General features: G+C 68.3%; 8 protein-coding genes and 2 pseudogenes. 6 read left to right on the forward strand and 4 right to left on the reverse strand.

Annotation, left to right across the window (positions count from 1 at the left end; genetic code table 11):
• Positions 1-233: 233 nt before the first annotated feature.
• A pseudogene (locus tag ACFWP3_RS38805) lies at positions 234-1,420 on the forward strand (SpoIIE family protein phosphatase).
• On the opposite strand, the gene ACFWP3_RS38810 reads toward ACFWP3_RS38805, so the two are convergent.
• Positions 1,404-4,037: an AMP-binding protein gene (locus ACFWP3_RS38810; RefSeq protein ID WP_384230965.1), complete on the reverse strand. Its 2,634-nt coding sequence runs from the start codon at positions 4,035-4,037 to the stop codon at positions 1,404-1,406. The pseudogene ACFWP3_RS38805 and the gene ACFWP3_RS38810 sit on opposite strands and share 17 nt — an antisense overlap.
• 211 nt (positions 4,038-4,248) lie before the next feature.
• Between ACFWP3_RS38810 and ACFWP3_RS38815 the strand changes: the two genes are divergently transcribed.
• From ACFWP3_RS38815 to ACFWP3_RS38825, 3 genes are read left to right on the forward strand one after another with little or no spacing between them, the layout of a single operon-like run.
• A complete protein-coding gene (locus tag ACFWP3_RS38815) occupies positions 4,249-5,268 on the forward strand; it encodes an iron ABC transporter substrate-binding protein (RefSeq protein WP_384230967.1) in 1,020 nt (339 codons plus the stop codon).
• 5 nt (positions 5,269-5,273) lie between these two features.
• The gene (locus tag ACFWP3_RS38820) at positions 5,274-6,863 is read left to right on the forward strand and encodes an ABC transporter permease (protein ID WP_384230970.1); all 1,590 of its coding nucleotides are present in this window, start codon (positions 5,274-5,276) and stop codon (positions 6,861-6,863) included.
• Positions 6,860-7,894 carry an ABC transporter ATP-binding protein gene (locus tag ACFWP3_RS38825; RefSeq protein ID WP_384230973.1) on the forward strand — a complete coding sequence of 345 codons (1,035 nt, stop codon included), beginning with the start codon at positions 6,860-6,862 and terminating at the stop codon, positions 7,892-7,894. The genes ACFWP3_RS38820 and ACFWP3_RS38825 overlap by 4 nt, the downstream gene beginning before the upstream one ends.
• 363 nt (positions 7,895-8,257) lie before the next feature.
• Here ACFWP3_RS38825 and ACFWP3_RS38830 read toward each other — a convergent pair whose 3' ends face one another.
• Together ACFWP3_RS38830 and ACFWP3_RS38835 are read right to left on the reverse strand one after the other, a co-directional pair.
• Positions 8,258-8,968, reverse strand: a complete 711-nt coding sequence (locus tag ACFWP3_RS38830; RefSeq protein ID WP_384230975.1) for an IS630 family transposase — start codon at positions 8,966-8,968, stop codon at positions 8,258-8,260.
• Positions 8,946-9,394 (reverse strand): annotated as a pseudogene (locus tag ACFWP3_RS38835) (integrase core domain-containing protein); the annotation flags it as partial. The pseudogene ACFWP3_RS38835 and the gene ACFWP3_RS38830, both read right to left, overlap by 23 nt.
• A gap of 147 nt (positions 9,395-9,541) precedes the next feature.
• Here ACFWP3_RS38835 and ACFWP3_RS38840 point away from each other — a divergent pair.
• Entirely contained in the window at positions 9,542-13,192 is a 3,651-nt protein-coding gene (locus ACFWP3_RS38840) for an NACHT domain-containing protein (protein ID WP_384230978.1), read from the forward strand.
• A 683-nt stretch (positions 13,193-13,875) separates the two neighbouring features.
• Here the strand turns inward: ACFWP3_RS38840 and ACFWP3_RS38845 are convergent.
• Positions 13,876-15,471, reverse strand: a complete 1,596-nt coding sequence (locus tag ACFWP3_RS38845; protein ID WP_384230981.1) for a DUF4041 domain-containing protein — start codon at positions 15,469-15,471, stop codon at positions 13,876-13,878.
• Positions 15,472-16,626: 1,155 nt separating this feature from the next.
• On the opposite strand from ACFWP3_RS38845, the gene ACFWP3_RS38850 reads away from it, so the two are divergent.
• Positions 16,627-17,769, forward strand: a complete 1,143-nt coding sequence (locus ACFWP3_RS38850) for a Fic family protein (RefSeq protein WP_384230983.1) — start codon at positions 16,627-16,629, stop codon at positions 17,767-17,769.
• Positions 17,770-18,313 lie beyond the last annotated feature (544 nt).

Consider the following 18,313-nt stretch of genomic DNA (forward strand, 5'->3'; position numbering starts at 1 on the left):
CATGCACAACCTCGCCCTCACCGGATAGGCGAGCGGACCCGACCGCAGCCACCCGGCCCCGGCGACTCGAAGATCACTTACGGGACAACCCTTAGCGCGACTTAGGCGTCCCACTCATCTCCTTGAATGTCCTCGTTGGACATCGCCCCGCACCCCGGAAGTGCACCCCCGAACCATTCGAAGGCGGTGCAGAGTACGGCGCCGGTTTCAGTCGTCTTTCCGGCGGATGGGAAATTGCATCTTCTGGAGATTGGGCTTCAAACACACTGGTGTACGCCGACGTCAACGAGGCGTTCCTGACCAGCCTGGGACGCACTCGTGAGCAGGTCGTGGGCCGCTACCTGTGGGATGCCTTCCCCGACGATCCCGCGGACCCTTCCGCAACCGGCATGTGCAAGCTGCGGGATTCACTGCGGTGGGTGGCCGCGACCGGGAAGCGCGACGCCATGACCCTGCACCGCTTTGACGTGGAGTACCCGGGCCGGCCCGGGGTGTGGCAGGAGCGGTACTGGAGTCCGGTCAACGTGCCCGTCTTCGGCCCGGACGGACAGGTCGCTCTGCTGCTGCACCGGGAGGAGGACATCACCGAGCTGATCCACGCCCGCCGCAGCCAGGACAGCGCTCCACCGGCGCCGGCGCTGGAAGGCGAGCTGTACAACCGGGCCGGGGAACTGCAGGAGATCAACGAGCGGCTGCGCGAGGCCCACGCCCGCGAACGCGGAGTCGCCCTTCGCCTGCAAGAGGCGATGCTGCCCGCCCCCGAGCCTCTGCGCCATCACCACGCGGCGGTGCGCTACCTGCCCGCAGTCGGGGCCCTGAACGTGTGCGGGGACTGGTACGACCTGGTCGACCTGCCCGGCGACCGCACCGCGGTGGCCGTTGGCGACGTCGTCGGCGCCGGCCTGACCGCCGCCGGCGTCATGGGACAGCTGCGCAGCGCCCTGAGCGCAGCGTCCCGTGTCGCCCACGGCCCGCCCGCGCCCTGGAAGTCCTCGGCCTGTACGCCCGCTCGGTCGACGGCGCGGAGTCGACCACAGCATTCCTGGCCGTCATCGACAGCCCCAACCACACCATCGCCTACAGCAGCGCCGGCCACCCCCCGCCGGCCCTGCTGCACCCCGACAACACCATCGAGTTCCTCGACCAGGCCACCGACCCCCCGCTCGGCGCCCGCCCCGAACACCTCCCCCGCCCCCAGGCCCAGACCACATACACCGACGGAGCCACCCTGGTCCTCTACACCGACGGGCTGATCGAACGCCGCCACGAGGACATCGACACCGGGCTCGCCCGCCTCGCCGACTCCCTCACCCGCCACCAGGGCGCCGACCCCGAAACACTCGCCGACGCCCTCCTGACCGTCCTGCTCCCATATGCCGGCGCCACCGACGACACCGCCCTGGTCATCCTCCGCCTGTAGCTGAGGCGGCCGGATACTCGAGCGCGTCGGAAGATCTTCGAGCTCGGAGTCCCGGACGGGTGAGTCTGCGCAGTGCACCCAGTGCGAGCAGCGAGGGCAGTGCGCGCATCAGGTGGTTCGCTGTGGCACCGTAGGCGATGCCGAAGATTAGCGAGGCGAGGAAGGCCAAGTGCCGGGAGAACCCCTCGATCAGCGGGAAGATCTGCCAGTGGGTCAGGTAGATGTACAGCGAGCTGGTGGCCAGGAGGCCGGCGACCTGGTTGACACGTTCGCGGCTGGGGAGGGAAGGCACCCACACGAGCAGGGCGAACGTGGCGATGATGATCGCCTCTCGTCCGGGGTCGCCGGGGAAGAAACCAGGCACCGTGGCCAGGGCAGCGGCCGTGACCACGATCCGCTGCGCCTTCGTTCGGGCCTTCGCCGCCGCCCAGCCGAGCGCGAACAGCCAGAAGACGGTGACCGCGTCGGGTATCTGGGCGCGGTCGGGGAGGCCGAGCAGGTCGTAGCGGGTGAGCAGGCCGAGACCGGAGAGCGTCAGGGGCAGACCGTAGGGGAACCGGCGCTCCGCCCGGTCGGCGAGGGGGAGCACGAGGAGGGCTACGGCGACGACCAGGATGTAGACCAAGGCCTCGATGAACCAGAAGTGCATGCCCGTCTTGCTGTCCTCGGGCCCCAGTGCGCTGTCGAGGAGGGCGAGGTTGGCCAGGGTGTAGTCGTCGTTGAGGGGGAGTACGAAGCCGATCCAGATCATGGACGGCACCGCGACCCGCGCGATGCTGAGGCAGGCGCGCCGGATGCGTTCGCCGCGTTCGGCGGTGGTGAGGTGGAAGCGGGCGAAGTTGTAGCCCGCTATGGCGAGGAGCAGGTGTGCTCCGCCCTTGATGCCGAAGACGTGGATGTGCGAGCCGACGATGCAGAAGATCGCCATGGCGCGCAGAGCAACGCTGGTCTCCACGGTCCGCCTGCGAGCGGGGGGCTCTCCCTCCGGCGGCCTGAGTCCCCGGATCGGTGTGGCGTGCCAATCGGTTGGCAGGTGGCCGAGCCGCTCTTCGAGGTGGAGGGACATCTCGACGTACGAGAGCGAATCGCCGCCCAGGCTGACGAAGGAGCTGTCCGGCGTCACGTCGGTCCGGTCGAGGATGCGTGCGTAGAGCAGGCACAGGTCTTCGGGACCGCTGCCGATAGGGTGCTCGGGCGTCGATGAGCCGGTGTCGGTCGGGCGGGCCAGTTCACGCACCGCGCGGTAGTCAGGCTTGCCCGTGGGCAGACGGGGGAGGTCGGCCACCAGGTGGATGCGGACCGCCCGGGCCGGCAGGCCGCACTCGCTCGTCACCATGTTCCGTATCCGGCGCGCGTCCGCGGCGCCCGTGCCGATGGCGGCGATGACGAGTGCTTCGTCGTCGCCGGTGCACAGGGACGTGACCTCGTGCCGTGCGAGCATGGCCTCGACCTGGGCGGGGTCGATCCGCAGGCCGAGGATCTTCGCGAACCCGCTGCGGCGGCCGACGATCTCGTACATGCCCTCGGCGGTGCGCCGCGCGATGTCGCCGGTGTGCAGCTCCTGCACGGTCCGGCCCAGCGCGAGGTCCGCGGGGGCGTGGGCGTAGCCGAGCATGACGTTCGGCCCGGCGTAGACGAGCTCGCCGGTGTTCTCCTCGGGCCAGTCGGGCAGCGGCTGGAGCCGGAAGGCGCCGCCGGGGATCGCGACTCCGGCTGCCTGGGGTTGAGTTTCCGCGAGGTCGGGCGGCAGGTAGGCCATGCGGGCCGTCGCCTCGGTCTGCCCGTACATCGCGAAAAGCCTCCAGCCGGCGGCGCGGCCGAGGGTCGCGTAGTGCCGGACCCGGTCGGGCGCGAGCCGGCCGCCTGCCTGGGTGACGTAGCGCAGGTGGGGCAGGTCCATCGCGGCGAAGCCGACGCGGTCGAGCAGGTCGAAGGTGTACGGGACACCTGCGAAGGTCGTTCCCCGGGCGTTCCGGAACAACTCCCAAAAGCAACTGTCCGCCACCGAAAGGTCGGTGAGGATCAAGGCGGCCCCGCGCAGCAGATGGCTGTGGATGACGGAAAGGCCGTAGCAGTAGTGCATCGGCAGCGTCGTGGCCGCGCGGTCGGTGTCCCGGATTTCCAGGTAATCGGCGATGGATTCGGCGTTTGCCTGAAGGTTTTGGTGCGACAGACGTACGAGTTTCGGCGAACCGGTCGATCCGGAAGTGCTCAGCAGGAGCGCGAGATCCGGGTGCAGGTCGTGCGCCGACACGGGTCGGCGCTCGTCGAGTACCCACTGTCCGCCGTTCGGGTGCGCCACGACGTCCGGGTCGTACGCGTCGACGAGCGACTGCACGGCTTCGGGGTGGTCGCCCGGCACCAGCAGGACCGGGTGCCCGGCCGACAGGGCCGCGAGGTGGACGACGAGCGCCTCGACGGTGTTGGCGCCGATCACCAGGACCAGACGGCGCTCCCGCCCCAGACGACTGGCTGTCGCCTCCACACGGGCGGCGAGCTCGCGGTAGGTCACGGTGCCGTCGGCGGCGATGACCGCGGTGCGGTCGCCGTGGGCCGCGAGGGCGCCGGCGAACGGAACGGTCTTGGTACCCGGGAGTAGGGCTGGAGGGGCTGTCACGAGCGCATCTTAGGAAAGCCTTACCTCAGAGGATAGTCACAGGAAAGTCACGGCTGAGACATTGAAGATCCATAAGGAATTCACAGGTAGGGTCGGCTCCGCCGAACCCCCGCGAGGCCGAAACGTTGCGTGCTTCACTCTTGCCTTTAGGTTAGCTTTACCTTAGTTATTGGGCGTTCAGGTTCTCGCTGCACGTGCAGGAAGGCTTCCCATGCGACGCCCCTTGGTCCACCGTCTCGCCGCGCTCTCCGCGGCGGCGCTCCTCCTTCCCGCCCTCGCGGGCTGCGGCGTCGACGAGGACGACGCCGGGCTCGTGATCTACTCCGGCCGCAACGAGAAGCTGGTCAAGCCGCTCCTGGACGAGCTGGAGAAGGCCGTCGGCACCACGGTCGCCGTCCGCTACGGCGAGAGCGCCGAACTCGCCGCCCAGATCCAGGAAGAGGGCGACAAGACCAAGGCGGGCCTGTTCTTCTCCCAGGACGCGGGAGCCCTCGGCGCGCTCTCCAAGAAGGGCCTGCTGGAGCAGCTGCCCCAGGCCTCGCTCGACAAGGTCGACGCCGCCTTCCGCGGCGGCGCGGGCGACTGGGTGGGCACCTCCGGGCGTGCCCGCGTCCTTGCCTACAACCCTGCCAAGGTCGCCAAGGCCCCCGACAGCGTGCACGAGCTGGTCAAGCCGGAATGGAAAGGCAAGATCGGCTACGTCCCGACCAACGCCTCCTTCCAGGCCTTCGTCACCGGCATGCGCGTCCTGGAGGGCGACGACGCCACCCGCACCTGGCTCAAGGGCCTGAAGGCCAACGAGCCGAAGGTCTACGAGAACAACCTCAAGGTCCTCGACGGCGTCGGCAAGGGCGAGGTCTCGCTCGGCCTGATCAACCACTACTACTGGTACGAGCAGGTCGCCGAAAAGGGCGAGAGCAAGGTCAAGGCAAAGATCCACTTCCTGCCGGGCGGCGACCCGGGCGCCCTCGTCAACACGGCCGGAGTCGGAATTCTCAAGGGCAGCGACCAGGCGCCGGCCGCGCAGAAGGCCGTCGACTTCCTGCTCTCGGAGAAAGCCCAGAAGTACTTCGCCGAGGACACCAAGGAGTACCCGCTGGCCGCCGGTGTCACCAGCACCGTCAAGGACCTGCCGCCACTGGCCTCCCTCGACGCCCCCAAGATCGACCTCGGCAAGCTGGACTCGCTTCAGGAGACCCTGAAGATGCTCCAGGAAGCCGGGATGGTCTGACCTTCATGCACTCCACGGATCCTGTCGCACCGGCGGATCCCGCAGTCCGCCCGGCAGGCGCCACCGCGCCCGCCGGGCGGCTGCGCGCCGGGCGCCGCCCGCCTGCCGCCCTGCTCCTGCCGGCGGCCGCTGCCGCCGTGTTCGCGCTGCTGCCCCTCGGCTACCTCGCGGTCCGCTCCCTGGAGCGCGGTCCTGCGTTCGCCTGGGAGGTCATCGCCAACGAGCGCACGGCGCAACTGCTCGGCCGCAGCCTCGGACTGGCCGCCGTCGTCGTATCGGCCTGCCTCGTGCTCGGCGTGTCGCTGGCCTGGCTCACCGTACGGACCGCGCTGCCCGGCGCCCGGGCCTGGTCGGTCCTGGTGACCCTGCCCCTGGCCGTGCCGAGCTACGTCGCGGCCTTCACCTGGCTGTCCGCGTTCCCCGGCCTCGCGGGCTTCGGCGGCGCCGCCCTCGCGCTGACCCTGGTGAGCTTCCCGTACGTCTACCTGCCCGTCACCGCCGCACTGCGCGGGGCCGATCCGGCACAGGAGGAGGTGTCGCGCTCGCTAGGCCACCGGCCGCTGAAGACCTTCCTGCGCGTCACGCTGCCGCAGGTGCGCCCCGCCGCGGCCGGGGGAGCCGTACTGGTCGCGCTGTACGTCTTCTCCGACTTCGGCGCCGTCTCCCTGATGCGGTACGACACCTTCACCCGCGGCATCTACACCTCCTACCGCGCCAGCTTCGACCGCACCCCGGCCGCCGCCCTCAGCGTCGTCCTGGTCGTGATGACGATTCTGCTCGTCGCCGCCGAGGCGCGTACCCGCGGCCGCGCGGGCCACGCCAGAACCGGTACCGGGACGGCGCGCCCGGCCGTTCCCGCGCCGCTGGGCCGGTGGCGGATACCCGCCCTGGCTTGGTGCACGGCGGTCGTGGCCATCGCCGTCCTCATGCCGCTGGCGGCGCTCGGGTACTGGCTCGCCGTGGGCAACTCCGCGACCTGGGACCCCGCCCGGCTCTCCGACACCGCCGGCACCACCCTCGGTGTCGCCGCCGCGGGAGCCGCGCTCACCACCCTCCTCGCCCTGCCCGTCGGGGTGATCGCCGCCCGCCACCGGGGCCGGACCGCACACCTGCTGGAACAGTCCGCCTATGCCGGCCATGCGCTGCCCGGCATCACCGTCGCCCTGTCCCTGGTCTTCTTCGCGGTCCGCTACGCCGAGCCGCTCTACCAAGAGCTCCCGCTGCTCGTCTGCGCGTACGCGGTGCTCTTCCTTCCCGTCGCGGTGGCCGCGACCCGGGCCGCCGTACTGCAGTCCCCGCCGGTGCTGGAGGACGTCGCCCGCTCGCTCGGCCGCAGCCCCCTGCGCGTACTGCACGACATCACGGTCCCCCTGGCCGCGCCCGGCGTCGCTGCCGGAGCCGCCCTGACCTTCGTGGTGTGCATGAAGGAACTCCCCGCGACGCTCCTGTTGCGCCCCACCGGCATGGACACCCTCGCCACCCGCCTCTGGACGGAGACCGGGACCGGATCGTTCGCCGCGGCGGCCCCCTATGCCGCGGCGCTGATCCTGCTGGCGGCCATCCCCTCCTACCTCCTCGGGCGGCACCGCACATGACCGACGTACAGATCACCGGAGTGTCGAAGTCCTACGGCCCGGACGCGCCCGTCCTGCAGGGCCTCGACCTCACCGTCCCCGCCGGCACTCTGGCCGCCCTCCTCGGCCCCTCCGGCTGCGGCAAGACCACGTTGCTCCGCATCGTCGCCGGCTTCCTGCGCGCCGACGCGGGCACCGTCACCGTCGGCGGACGCACTCTGGCCGGCCCCGGAGTCCACCTTCCCCCCGAGCGACGCCGCATCGGCATCGTTCCCCAGGAGGGGGCGCTCTTTCCGCACTTGAGCGTCGCCCACAACGTTGCCTTCGGGCTGACCGGACACGACCGGACCGAGCGCCGCAGCCGCACCGAGGAGATGCTCGAACTCGTCGGCCTCGGCGGCTACGGCGACCGGATGCCGCACGAACTGTCCGGCGGCCAGCAGCAGCGCATCGCCCTGGCGCGCGCTCTGGCGCCGGAACCGGCCCTGGTCCTGCTGGACGAACCGTTCAATGCCCTCGACAGCGCCCTGCGGACAGGTGTCCGGGCGGATGTCCGGGCCGCCCTGCGCGCCACCGGAGCCACCGCCCTCCTGGTCACCCACGACCAGCAGGAAGCCCTCTCCACCGCCGACCTGGTCGCCGTCGTACGGGACGGCCGCGTGGCCCAGTGCGACACACCACAAGAGGTCTACCGCCGCCCCGCCGATCCCTGGGTGGCGCGCTTCGTCGGTGACGCCGTCCTCATCCCCGGAACCGCCGACGGCGGCACCGCGACGACCGTGCTCGGCCGCCTCCCCCTCGCGGGGCCCCCCGGGGGTCGGAGCGAGGGCACCGTCCTGCTGCGGCCCGAGCAACTCCAGCTCACCGAAGCCGCGACCGCCGCCCAGGGCACCGTGACCGACGTGACCTTCTACGGCCACGACGCCGTGGTCACCGTTTCCGTCGACGGTCTGGAGGGCCCGGTCGGCATCCGGGTCGCCGGGCCCGTCTCCGTACGCCTGGGCCAGCGCACCGGCATCCTCGTCAAGGGCGAGGCAACACTGCATCCATGAACCGGAGGCGTTCCAGGGTACCCGGCCAGGTGGGGTAGTAGCGGTGCCGCCCGGATCACCTGTCTGCACTCCTCAACAGGTTCGGTGCCCCTGCCGCAGCCGCCCGCACCGCCGCCATCCGAAGAGGCTGCCCAAACTACCTGCCACCGTCGTCGCAGACGCTCTCGGCCACCACGACAACACCGCCACCCGGCTCCGTAACGAGACCGGCGGGACACGGAGCTGATACCCCTCCGGCGATCACGGACGGTCACCAACTGGCTTGTTTCCTCAGGGCACTGGCGACAACTGAATACGAGAGCGCACCAGCGCCAAGGCCGACCTTCACACAGGTGCTCAAATCCAAGCTGAAGCACATATTGATCAGAAACTCAAAGGATTCTCGTCGAGGATGTAGCGGACGTGTGGGCCGCCGAAGTAGCCGCGGACGATGTGTGGTTGACGCTGGCGACTGTGGAAGAATCTGCGGATTTCGGCCACGAGTCCGGCCTGGTTCCTGGCCCGGTGGGTGTGGGGCAGGCTGCGTTTGAGGTCGGCGTTGACCAGCTTGTCGGGGTTCAGCTCGGGTGAGTACGAGGGCAGGAAGTGCAGCTCGATCTCGTCGTTGTGGTCGGCGAGCCAGTCCCGGACAGTCTTCGAGCGGTGGGCCGAGTGCCGGTCGACGATCAAATGGATCTTCCGGTCGAAGTGCCCGACGATCAGGGCGAGGAAGCGGCACATGACCTCCGCGTCGAACGACTCGGCGAAGACCATGAAGTGCATCCGGCCGCGGGTGCTGATCGCGGACATCGCGTTCACGGAGAACCGGTTCCCGGTCCGGCGGACGACCGGCGTCCGGCCCTTGGCGCCCCAGGTGCGGCCGGTGACCTGGTCCGAGCGGATTCCGACCTGGTCGGCGAAGAGGACTTCGGCGTTCTCCGCCTTCGCCCTGGCGCGGATCCCTGGCCAGGTCCCCTCGCGACAGAGGCGTACCGCTTCCGGGTCCTGCTCGACCGCCCGCTTGTCCGGACGCTGGAAGGCCGGCCCCCAACCCTTGGGGTACTTGCCCACTGTATTGACCCGTAGCGTTGTCAATGCGGCTGATGGGCGGGTGTCCGCCCAGTGCGGTGTGGTAGCGGTGGTGGTTGTAGGTGGGGGGAAGTCTGCCAGGGCTTCGGTCCGCTGCTGGTTGCTGGTGTAGGGCCGGAGGTAGGCCCATTCGTCCAGCAGGGTGCGGTTGAAGCGTTCGACCTTGCCGTTGGTCTGCGGCCGGTAGGGCCGGATCTTCTTGTGGGTGATCCCGGCCGCGGCCAGGGTCTGGGTGAACAGCTTGGACTTGTAGCAGGCTCCGTTGTCGGTCAGGACCCGTTCGACGGTGATGCCGTGGGCGGCGAAGAACGCCTGGGCCCGGTGCCAGAAGCCTGCGGCTGTCTCCTTGCGTTCGTCGGTGAGGACTTCGCTGTAGGCCAGGCGGGAGTGATCGTCCACGGCCGAGTGGATGTGGGAGTAGCCGATCAACGGTGTGTATCTGGCGATTGCAGATGTGCGAATCGGGGACCACGTCCAATCTGTCGACCCGGAAACGGGCGTAGCGACAGCCGAGCCACCAAGCCCTACTAGGCTTGTCGCTTCTGTACACGCACGGGAAGTTCGAGTCGGGAGAGCAGTATGGCGGATGCCAGCACGGGGCAGGGCAACTATCTCTATGAGCGGCTGACGGAAAAGAACTTCCAGCGCCTTTGCGCAGCCCTCCTCGCCCACGTCCACCCCGACGCCCGCTGCTACCCGGTCGGGCACTCCGACGGCGGCCGGGACATGACCCGCATCGACGGCACCGAAGCCGTCATCTATCAGGTGAAGTGGACCAGCAAGGCCACCCAGAATCCGGTCTCCTGGCTCAGCGCCGCGATCAAGGAAGAAGCGGACAACATCCGCCGGCTGGTGCGCGACGGCGCAACCCGGTACGTGCTCATCACCTCCGTCGCTGGCACTGCCGTCCCGGGTCGGGGCAGTATGGACCGCCTGGACGCCGAGCTCACCCGGTTCAAACGCGACTTCAACATCCCCATGCAGCTGTGGTGGCGCTCCGACATCGACGCGCGCGTCGACGCCGCGCCCACCGAACTGAAGTGGGCCTATTCCGACATGTTGGCCGGCCACGACCTGGTGCGGTACTTCATCCACGGCGCCCAGGCAGCTGCCCAGGACCAGGAACTGCGGAACCTGGTGATGAAGGTGATCGCCACGCAGTGGGAGGAAGACTCCAAGGTCAAGTTCAAGCAAGTCGAACTGACCACCCACAACCTCGACGACCTGTTCGTCGACGTCGGTGCCACCCGTGTCTCCGAACCGAGCAACCTCCGCCGACCCCTGCCCGGAACGCTGAATCTTGGCCAGGACCCCGCCGACCTGGCCGGGGCCGCCCGCTATCTGATACGCGCAGACCGCCCGTTCACCCTGGTGCGCGGCGAACCCGGCCAGGGCAAGTCCACACTGAGCCAGTACCTGTGCCAGCGCCACCGCGCGGCCTACCTCAACGAAGCCGACGAGTCCGCCACCGGCCCGGCCGAGCCGGAACACCCGGCCGACCCGCGTATCGCACTGCGTATCGACCTGCACGACTACGCGTCCTGGCTGGCAGGGCAGGATCCCTTCGCCGACGACATGGGCACGGCCAAGAAGCGGCTGCGCCGCGACGGACAACTCGAACAGTTCCTTGCCGCGTTCCTCACGGCCCACGGTGGAGGGCTGCCCGCCGAGGCCGCGACGGTGCACGACCTTCTGGACCGGCTGCCTGTCCTAGTGGTCCTCGATGGGCTTGACGAAGTGGCCAGCCCCACCACGCGTAAGCGCGTCGTCAACGAAATCGATTCCTTCGCTGCCCGGCTGCGCACCGCTTTGAACGCCCAGCTGATCGTCACCACCCGACCCAATGCGTCAGAGCTGACCGAACCGTCCGAAACGCTGTTCGAGACCATCGCGCTCACCCGCCTCACCCCTGAACTGCGCAACACCTACCTGCACAAATGGGCGCGAGCCCGAGACATATCAGGCCCCGACCTGGTCGAGCTGGAGCGTACGTTCAGACAGCGCTCCGCCGAGCCCCACATCGCCCAGCTGGCAGACAACCCCATGCAGCTGACGATCCTGTTGTTCCTGATGCAGCGGCGCGCCAACTCGGTGCCGAATAGCCGCACCGCGCTCTACACCTCCTACATGGAGACCTTCCTGGACAGGGAGGCGGAGAAAGCGGCGACCGTCCACGAACACCGCGCCGACCTGGAGGAGGTCACGGCGTTCTTGGGATGGCATCTGCAGGCACGCGCCGAAGCGGAGAACGGCAACGGCCAGATGGCGACCCGCGAACTACTCAAAGCCGTAATGACCTACCTGTTCGACGTCGACAAAGACGCGTCGATGTTTACCGACTTGTTCACCGCCGTCACCGACCGGGTCTGGGCCCTCACGAGCAAGGTGCAGGGAACCTTCGAGTTCGACGTGCAGCCGCTGCGTGAGTACTTCGCAGCCCGCTACCTCTACGAATACGCGGGTGCCGACCAGCGAGGCTTCGATACCGGGGAAGTGCTGCGCAACATGGTTTGGCGCGGATACTGGCTCAACACCCTGCGCTTCTACGCTGGATTTGCCAATCCCAACGAGCTCGGCGGTATGGTCGAGGTACTGGAGGAGGAGCGCGAGGCCCGCCTGCACCCCAAGCAGGTCCGCATTGCCGCCTGGAACTTGCTGGCCGACGGCGTGTTCATCGGACGTAAGCGCTCGCAGAACCGGGCCGCGGAGCTCTTCCTCGACGATCTCAGCGTCCGCCTCATTCACCACAGCGCCACCTCCGTGCACGAACTCCCCGAAGTAGCCGGAGATCGTGGCGGATACCACTTGGCGGCTGGCCTGAGAGCGCTAGTCGAGAAGGCGCCAGTCTCCCGGGCAACAGCCGAACGCATCCAATTCGCTTCGCATCTTGATGACCCCGCCGGGTTCGACGCGTGGTGGCAGCGCCATATGCTCGCGGTGGCCGGTACCCAAAATGAACGCACCTGGTTGGAGATGGCCGCACCGACTCAGAGCTTGGCCCGCGCCAGCGCGGAGGTCGTGAACCGTCTCGCCCTACCCGACCCGGCCACCGCAGCTGCGGCCCTCGCCGCCGGAGCCGTGGCGGAACCTGACTCTCCGGCAGAATACAAACTGCTTCGCGCCGTCCTCGACGGCCACGCCAGCGACATCACCCACCCTTGCTCTGGCTACGTGGGAGACGTATTGAGCGTACTTCGCCCCGACTACTACATACGCAGGGCGTGGGAACAGCCGGACACCGCAGACGGGCGAGAGACCGCCTGGGCCCCGCAGCACCGCCGGCAGGGCGCATTCCGCCGTCTTCGCGAAAGGGACCCCCGCTTCGCCCTCCTGCAGCAGAAGGCGAAGAACACCGCAGGACAGGCAAACACCACATCAATCTGGGGCAACACCGCCCGCGCCGTCAGCGAACTGTTCGGGCCATGCTGGCTGGCCGCCGAGATCGCCATTGTCGGAGCCGCCGCCAATCCCAAGACGTTCCTGACCGGAGGAGACCTCACGCGGGACTCCGAATGCTTCGGCCCGCGCCCCGACTACGGGCGCCTACTGCAAGAGATACGTCGCAACCGCGCGGACACGACATGGTGGACGAACACATACACCACCTACACCGACCCGTTGTCGCGTGCGGTCTGGGTACTGGCACTGCTCAGCACCGCCACCGAAGACACACTGCTCAAGCACCTTGAGCGCCTGGACGACGCCATCAGCAAGATACCGGACCAGATGTTGTCAGCACTGCGCCTCAGCTCCAGTCGGCTGGGCGCTGCGAAGTTGGGACGGCCCCTGTCCGAAGCCATTCTACTTGCCGCTGCCGACCGGAGCCTGGTCACCGTCAACCTCCTCACCCATCACGTCCCCAGTAAGCTCGCTGCCCTGGACGAGTCGGTACTGATCGACATGGCTCTCTACGGCGGCTCTGCCTGGCCAGCCCTGCACGCCCTGACCGAACGGATGTCACACGCCCTCACGCCGCAGCTGATGGAGGGACTGCGCGCTTACGGCCCACACTCACAAGGGCCCTTCGGGGAGCCGCTCCACGTGCGCAGCGACGTCCTCGATGACGCCCCCGAAGCTGTCACTGCCATCCTTGACGCACCATTCGACTACCCCATCGAATGGGTCCTGGCAGCCGTCGCGGCAGCCGAACGCTCAGCTCTGACCTCCGACGCCTCCCACCTGCAGGATGTGGCCTGCGAACAGAACTGGTTCACCCACCAAGACCGCTGAGACGAGCACGCGGACAGCGAGCCATGCCGCGCCGCCCCTGCGCATAAGGAACAGCGACAGAAGCCGTGCTCGAGCCGGGCCCAGACCAGGATCCTTGAGCAACTCACCAGAGCAGGGCGCGCGGCGCTACGCCAGATCGCCTCGCAGGGGGTGTACCGATTCGCATCGGCCGACGCGCAGACGTGGAAGGACGGAACCCTGCAAAATGACCGGAGCGGGGTTGGTGCCCCGTACACCAGGTGTCGGACAAGCCGCATGCGGTCGGGGGCGGGCTGGCACCCCCTGCTCCTGCAGATGCGCGGGCAACTCGGCGCCCGTGCACCGGACTACCGGGTCGCCAACCTGAGGGAGAGGCTTGGCGGCGCCCGCATCCACCTCCTGCAACCCGAGATACGGGCGCTGCTTGCTCGCCCCCTGAGCGTGCTTGGCCACAGCCGGATGGTGGTGATGACTGCCACCGAGACCACGAGCACCGGTGTTGACAGCCAGCGGCCGAGACCGCCGGCGGATGCTGGGCCAGGGCAGTGGCCACCCTCGCCAGCCCCGTTGGCCCCGTTCGGGCCAGGGGCGAGCCCGCTGAGACCCCCCAGGTTTGGAGTGCGCCGGCAAGGTCAGTGCCGGTTCCGACCAGGTAGTTGGCCAGCGCCCACCGGCCCCCCGTCCCCGGGTGTTTGTGCGTGCCTTTACGGCGATCCGCTGCCTTTCGTCGTGCTGCTGCGCCATTCGATCGCTTCAGCGACCTCATTGAACTCGACGAGGTGCTCACCGGCGCTGCGTTCGAGGACGGCTTTGACCTCTGCTGGCGTGACGCGGAAGAACTCCTTGCGGCTGTTGACCCAGTTGACGCGGCGCGAGGTGAACTCCTGGTGCAGCCGGGTTTCGAGGCCGACTGCATCCTTGCTGAAGATCAGTGCGTGGACATCGAATCGGAAGGGCACAGCGGCGCCGCTCAGCTCATAGATGCGTTCCAGCGGTTCGAGGCGCCGCGTCATTCCGATCTTGACCATGTTGTCGCCGAAGGCGCCGACGTTGGAGATGACGTATACATAGCCAGTGCGGATGTTGGCCGCTCGGGCCTCCACGTCGTCCAGGGCCCCCTCGATCTCCGCGAGTTTCGCCGCCATCTCGGCCGCGGCCGCATGATCGCCTTGGGCCCGCAGCCTGTGCAGCGCGCTCTGGTAGTGGCTCATCTCCTTGTGCAGCTTTTCCCGCTCGCGATCCAGTTCCCGCTGAGCGGTTGCCTCTTCACGCTCGCGGGCGCGGGCCTCGCGCTGGGCCTGCTTCTCCTCTTCCTTGCGCTGCAGGAAGTCCCCCGTCAGACGCAGTTCCTCCACTCGGGCATCGTGGTAGGCATCAGAGATCCGGATGTCCATGGTGGCGCCCAGCTTGGCGATCGTCTCCCGGCTCTTGTACAGGCGGTCGACGAGCGAGGTGAGGCGGTGCGGGCGCATGCTGCGCACGGCGTAGTCGGCTTCGGCGTTGTAGGCGCGGAGCATGAGTTTCGAATAGTCGCGGATCATCTTGGTGCCTTGGCGGGCCGATCCGTTGACGGTCCAACCGCTGGCGCCGAGTACGGCCTGCTGTGAGCGGGCGAGTTCCTTGATCTTCGCCTTGATGGCGTCCAGCCGGGCTCGGTAGGCCACGGCATCGTCGAGCGGGTGGCGGTAGGCGTAGATCCCGATCTGTTGGAGCATCACGGTCTCGTCGGTGGTCACGATCCGCGTGCGCAGGTCGTTCAGCCGGCTCTCCGCCTTATAGACCTCCGAGCGGTGTTGCTCCGCCTCCTTCTGTGCCTTCTCCGTGTCCTTCGCGGCCTGGCGGGCGGCTGCCTGATGCTCCTTTGCCGTACGACGCGCCTCTCGCACGATCTCGTCGGCCTCGTCCACCGCCCGCTGGCGCAGTTCTTCGGCTTCCTGACGGGTCTGGCGCTTCAGCAGTGCCAGCACCGCGGCGTCCGCGCCCTGGGTTCGCGAGATCCAGTCGCGCAGCTGCTCGGCTTCGCTTCCTCCCTCTCCCCGGCTGCGCCGGAACCAGCGTTGCCGGCGGGGCGCCGGGATCTCGGCCGCGGGCGCGGGGCCTTCTTCGTCCTGCTGGGCCGGAATCCACAGCTGCCAGCCGTTGGGGGGTGGCGGCCAGGAGGGGTCCGGTGTCCAGTCCGCGGGCGGAGTCCAGCCGGTTGGCATCAGCCAGTTCGGTGGCGGGTTGAAACGATAGGCACCCATACGCCCCCCAGCGTCAAGATCACAGCGATCGTTCATCAGTCGGCCCTGCTTGATCATGGCGTGAGATCTGCGTGCCAGGCAAGAGCGCCGAGAGACCACCCGATCACGGAGGGTGCGCGACTGCGTTCCCATCCGGGCGCCTGTTCTGCGAAGTGTTCGTGCGTTCGAGTAGGTGAGCCGGCAGGCCCACAGGCACAGCCGAACCCGCTTCCCCGTACTGGGCACCGCAGCGGGATACCGCGGATACGAACTGTGAACCAGCTCCGACCAGCTCCTGCACCCAACGCAGTCGGCCCCGGCCATTGTGCACTGGGGCTCTATCAGTACCACCTTGGCGTTCACGTCGGCAGCACCGCGATATCCGTGATCGAGGGCGTATCCGCCGCAGCTCCCCCGCACCCGGCTATCAGGGGAAGTAGATGGGAGCGCACAATGGTTCCGGCAGACACGCCTCGAGGTAGGCGACGGGCTTGGGTCCTCAAAGACCTCGGCATGTTACTCGGCACTCTGTTCATGCTGACCGCCGTGTGGGAGACATCGCCGAAGGCGTCAGGATCGGACGCCGCACCGTTCCGAGTGTTTTCGGCGAGACGCCCACCCGTCTATTCCTGGCGGCGGGTTCGTCGCCCTGCCGGTGGTTGGTCTGCCTCATACTCCTCGCCCCGCATTGGTCGGCCACTGCTGGCTGGGCCTTCGGGATGGCGATGGGAGCCCTCGACTGGCTGACCGCGTACACGAGCACGTACGGCGCTTTCCACACCGACAACGCCGTACTGATCCTGTCCGCGGGCCGCCGGAGGTGCTGAGGCTCCCGCTGTCGTCGGGCGAGCGTTTGCGGCGTGAGGGCGTCACGCCGGTCGTGCTGGGTGCTGGACCGGCCCGGTCGCACGGAGTGCGTCCCCGACGTGGGTCTCGCCTTGCACAGCGAGCGTCATGACGACGTCGGCCTCGCGCTCGCCGTCGACATCCTGCGCGAGCGTCCAGTCGCCAAGGCCCCGGCGCGAGCACGGCCTGTCCTAGACGTGGCCCTCGACCGGTGCGCCGTCGGACACACCGTGCGCCATGGTTCAAGAAGCTGTCCGAAGGTCTGCAGTCCTGGTAGCGGTGGTCGGTGGCCTGTGTGGCAGGCGGACCTGCCTGCGTCTCTGCAGGTTGGCGTGGTCAGCGCTCCCGACTTCTACCGGAATGATAGGTAGCTGGTATCATTGAGTCATGCTGTATAAGACTCCCGTGCTCGACGCCGCAGACCTCAAGGTTCTGCACGAGGTGGACGGCCTGCGCGAGCGCCTGCGTTATGCGGTGCAGCAGGCGCCGATGAAGTGGACTCAGGATCTGCGTAAGGCGCTGACCGCGAGCGCGATCGCGGCGTCGAACACGATCGAGGGCTATCAGGTTGACGCGAAGGACGTCGCCGACCTGATGGACGGGGAGCGTGAGGTCGACGCCAGCGAGGAGAACAAGGCGGAGACCCTCGCCTACCAGCAGGCGATGACCTACATCCAGTCGCTCCACGACGTCACCGACTTCCGCTACAGCAAGGAACTCCTCAACGCGTTGCACTGGATGCTCCAGGGCCACCACCACCCGCTGCGCACCGCCGGGCAGTGGCGCAAGACCTCGATCCGGATCACCGCGCCCGGTGACGAGCTCGCCACCGACTACGACGGACCCGACCAGGAGCTCGTGCCCGGCCTGACGGCCGAGCTGGTGGACTGGCTCAATGACGGCGACACCGAAGCTCACGTCCTGATCCGGGCGGCGATGGCGCACTTGAACCTGGTGAAGATCCATCCGTGGTCCGACGGGAACGGCCGTATGTCCCGTTCCCTCCAGACCCTGCTGATTGCCCGCGGCGGCGTTCTCGCACCGGAGTTCTCCTCGATTGAGGAGTGGCTCGGGATGCCTGGCAACACCTGGGAGTACTACAAGGTGCTCCGGGAGGTCGGCGGCCCGGTGTACTCGCCCGAACGCGACACCCTGCCGTGGATCAAGTTCAACCTGCGCGCCTACCACGAGCAGGCTCAGCGGGTGCAGCATCGGGTCGACCGCTCGAACCAGGTCTGGATCGAGCTGATGGAGCACGCCGACGCCAACGGGATCAGTGAGCGGCAAGTGACTGCCCTCCACGAGGTCGCGATGGTGGGCCGGGTGCGCCGCTCGCGCTACGAGCGGCAGGAAGCGATCAACACCCAGCAGGCAACCCGGGACCTGCAGGCCCTCACGAAGGCCGACGTGCTCACCGCGATCGGGCAGACGAAGGGACGCCACTACGTGGCCGGCCCCCGCTTCCCGCAGAACGTCATGGCGACCTCCCGCCGACCGCACCGCATCATCAACCCCTACGCCACCGCATAGACCAAGGCAGTTGGACTCGGGCTGATCGAACTGCGGCGATGACGACCACAAGGCGGCCCTGACCACCGTGGTCTCCTTCGACATCGGCCAGCAGCGGCCCGCCCGGATCAGCGACGACCAACGCGACTGCGTGAACCCGCTCCTGGGTGCATGACTCCCCTCACGGGTGATCCGCCCCCATACGGTGTGTCCCACGCCAGGGAGCGGGGCACGGTTCGGGAGCACGGGGATCGACCGGAGTTGGCGGTCGCCCCTCTGGATGCATACTGGGGCAAGACCGTCCGGCTACAGCAGCCTGCCTGAGGCAGGACCCGCGCGGCAAGCTGTCCGCGCAGCCTGCCGCCGGCTGTATCGGCGTCGTTGAGCCAGTCGACGGCGACCAGCAGTGCGGCGTGTTCGGCGACTCTCTCAGGTGTCAGGGCGCAGCGGCCCCATCCAGGAGGCCATCGTCACCGCCCGCGCCGGCGGCTCGTCGAGAAGGAGCTGAGCGACGTCATCGTGACGGCCGCAGTGGCACTTGCCACCATCAGCCCGGACCCGGAGA

The organism is Streptomyces sp. NPDC058525 (assembly GCF_042719495.1).
GTDB lineage: Bacteria > Actinomycetota > Actinomycetes > Streptomycetales > Streptomycetaceae > Streptomyces.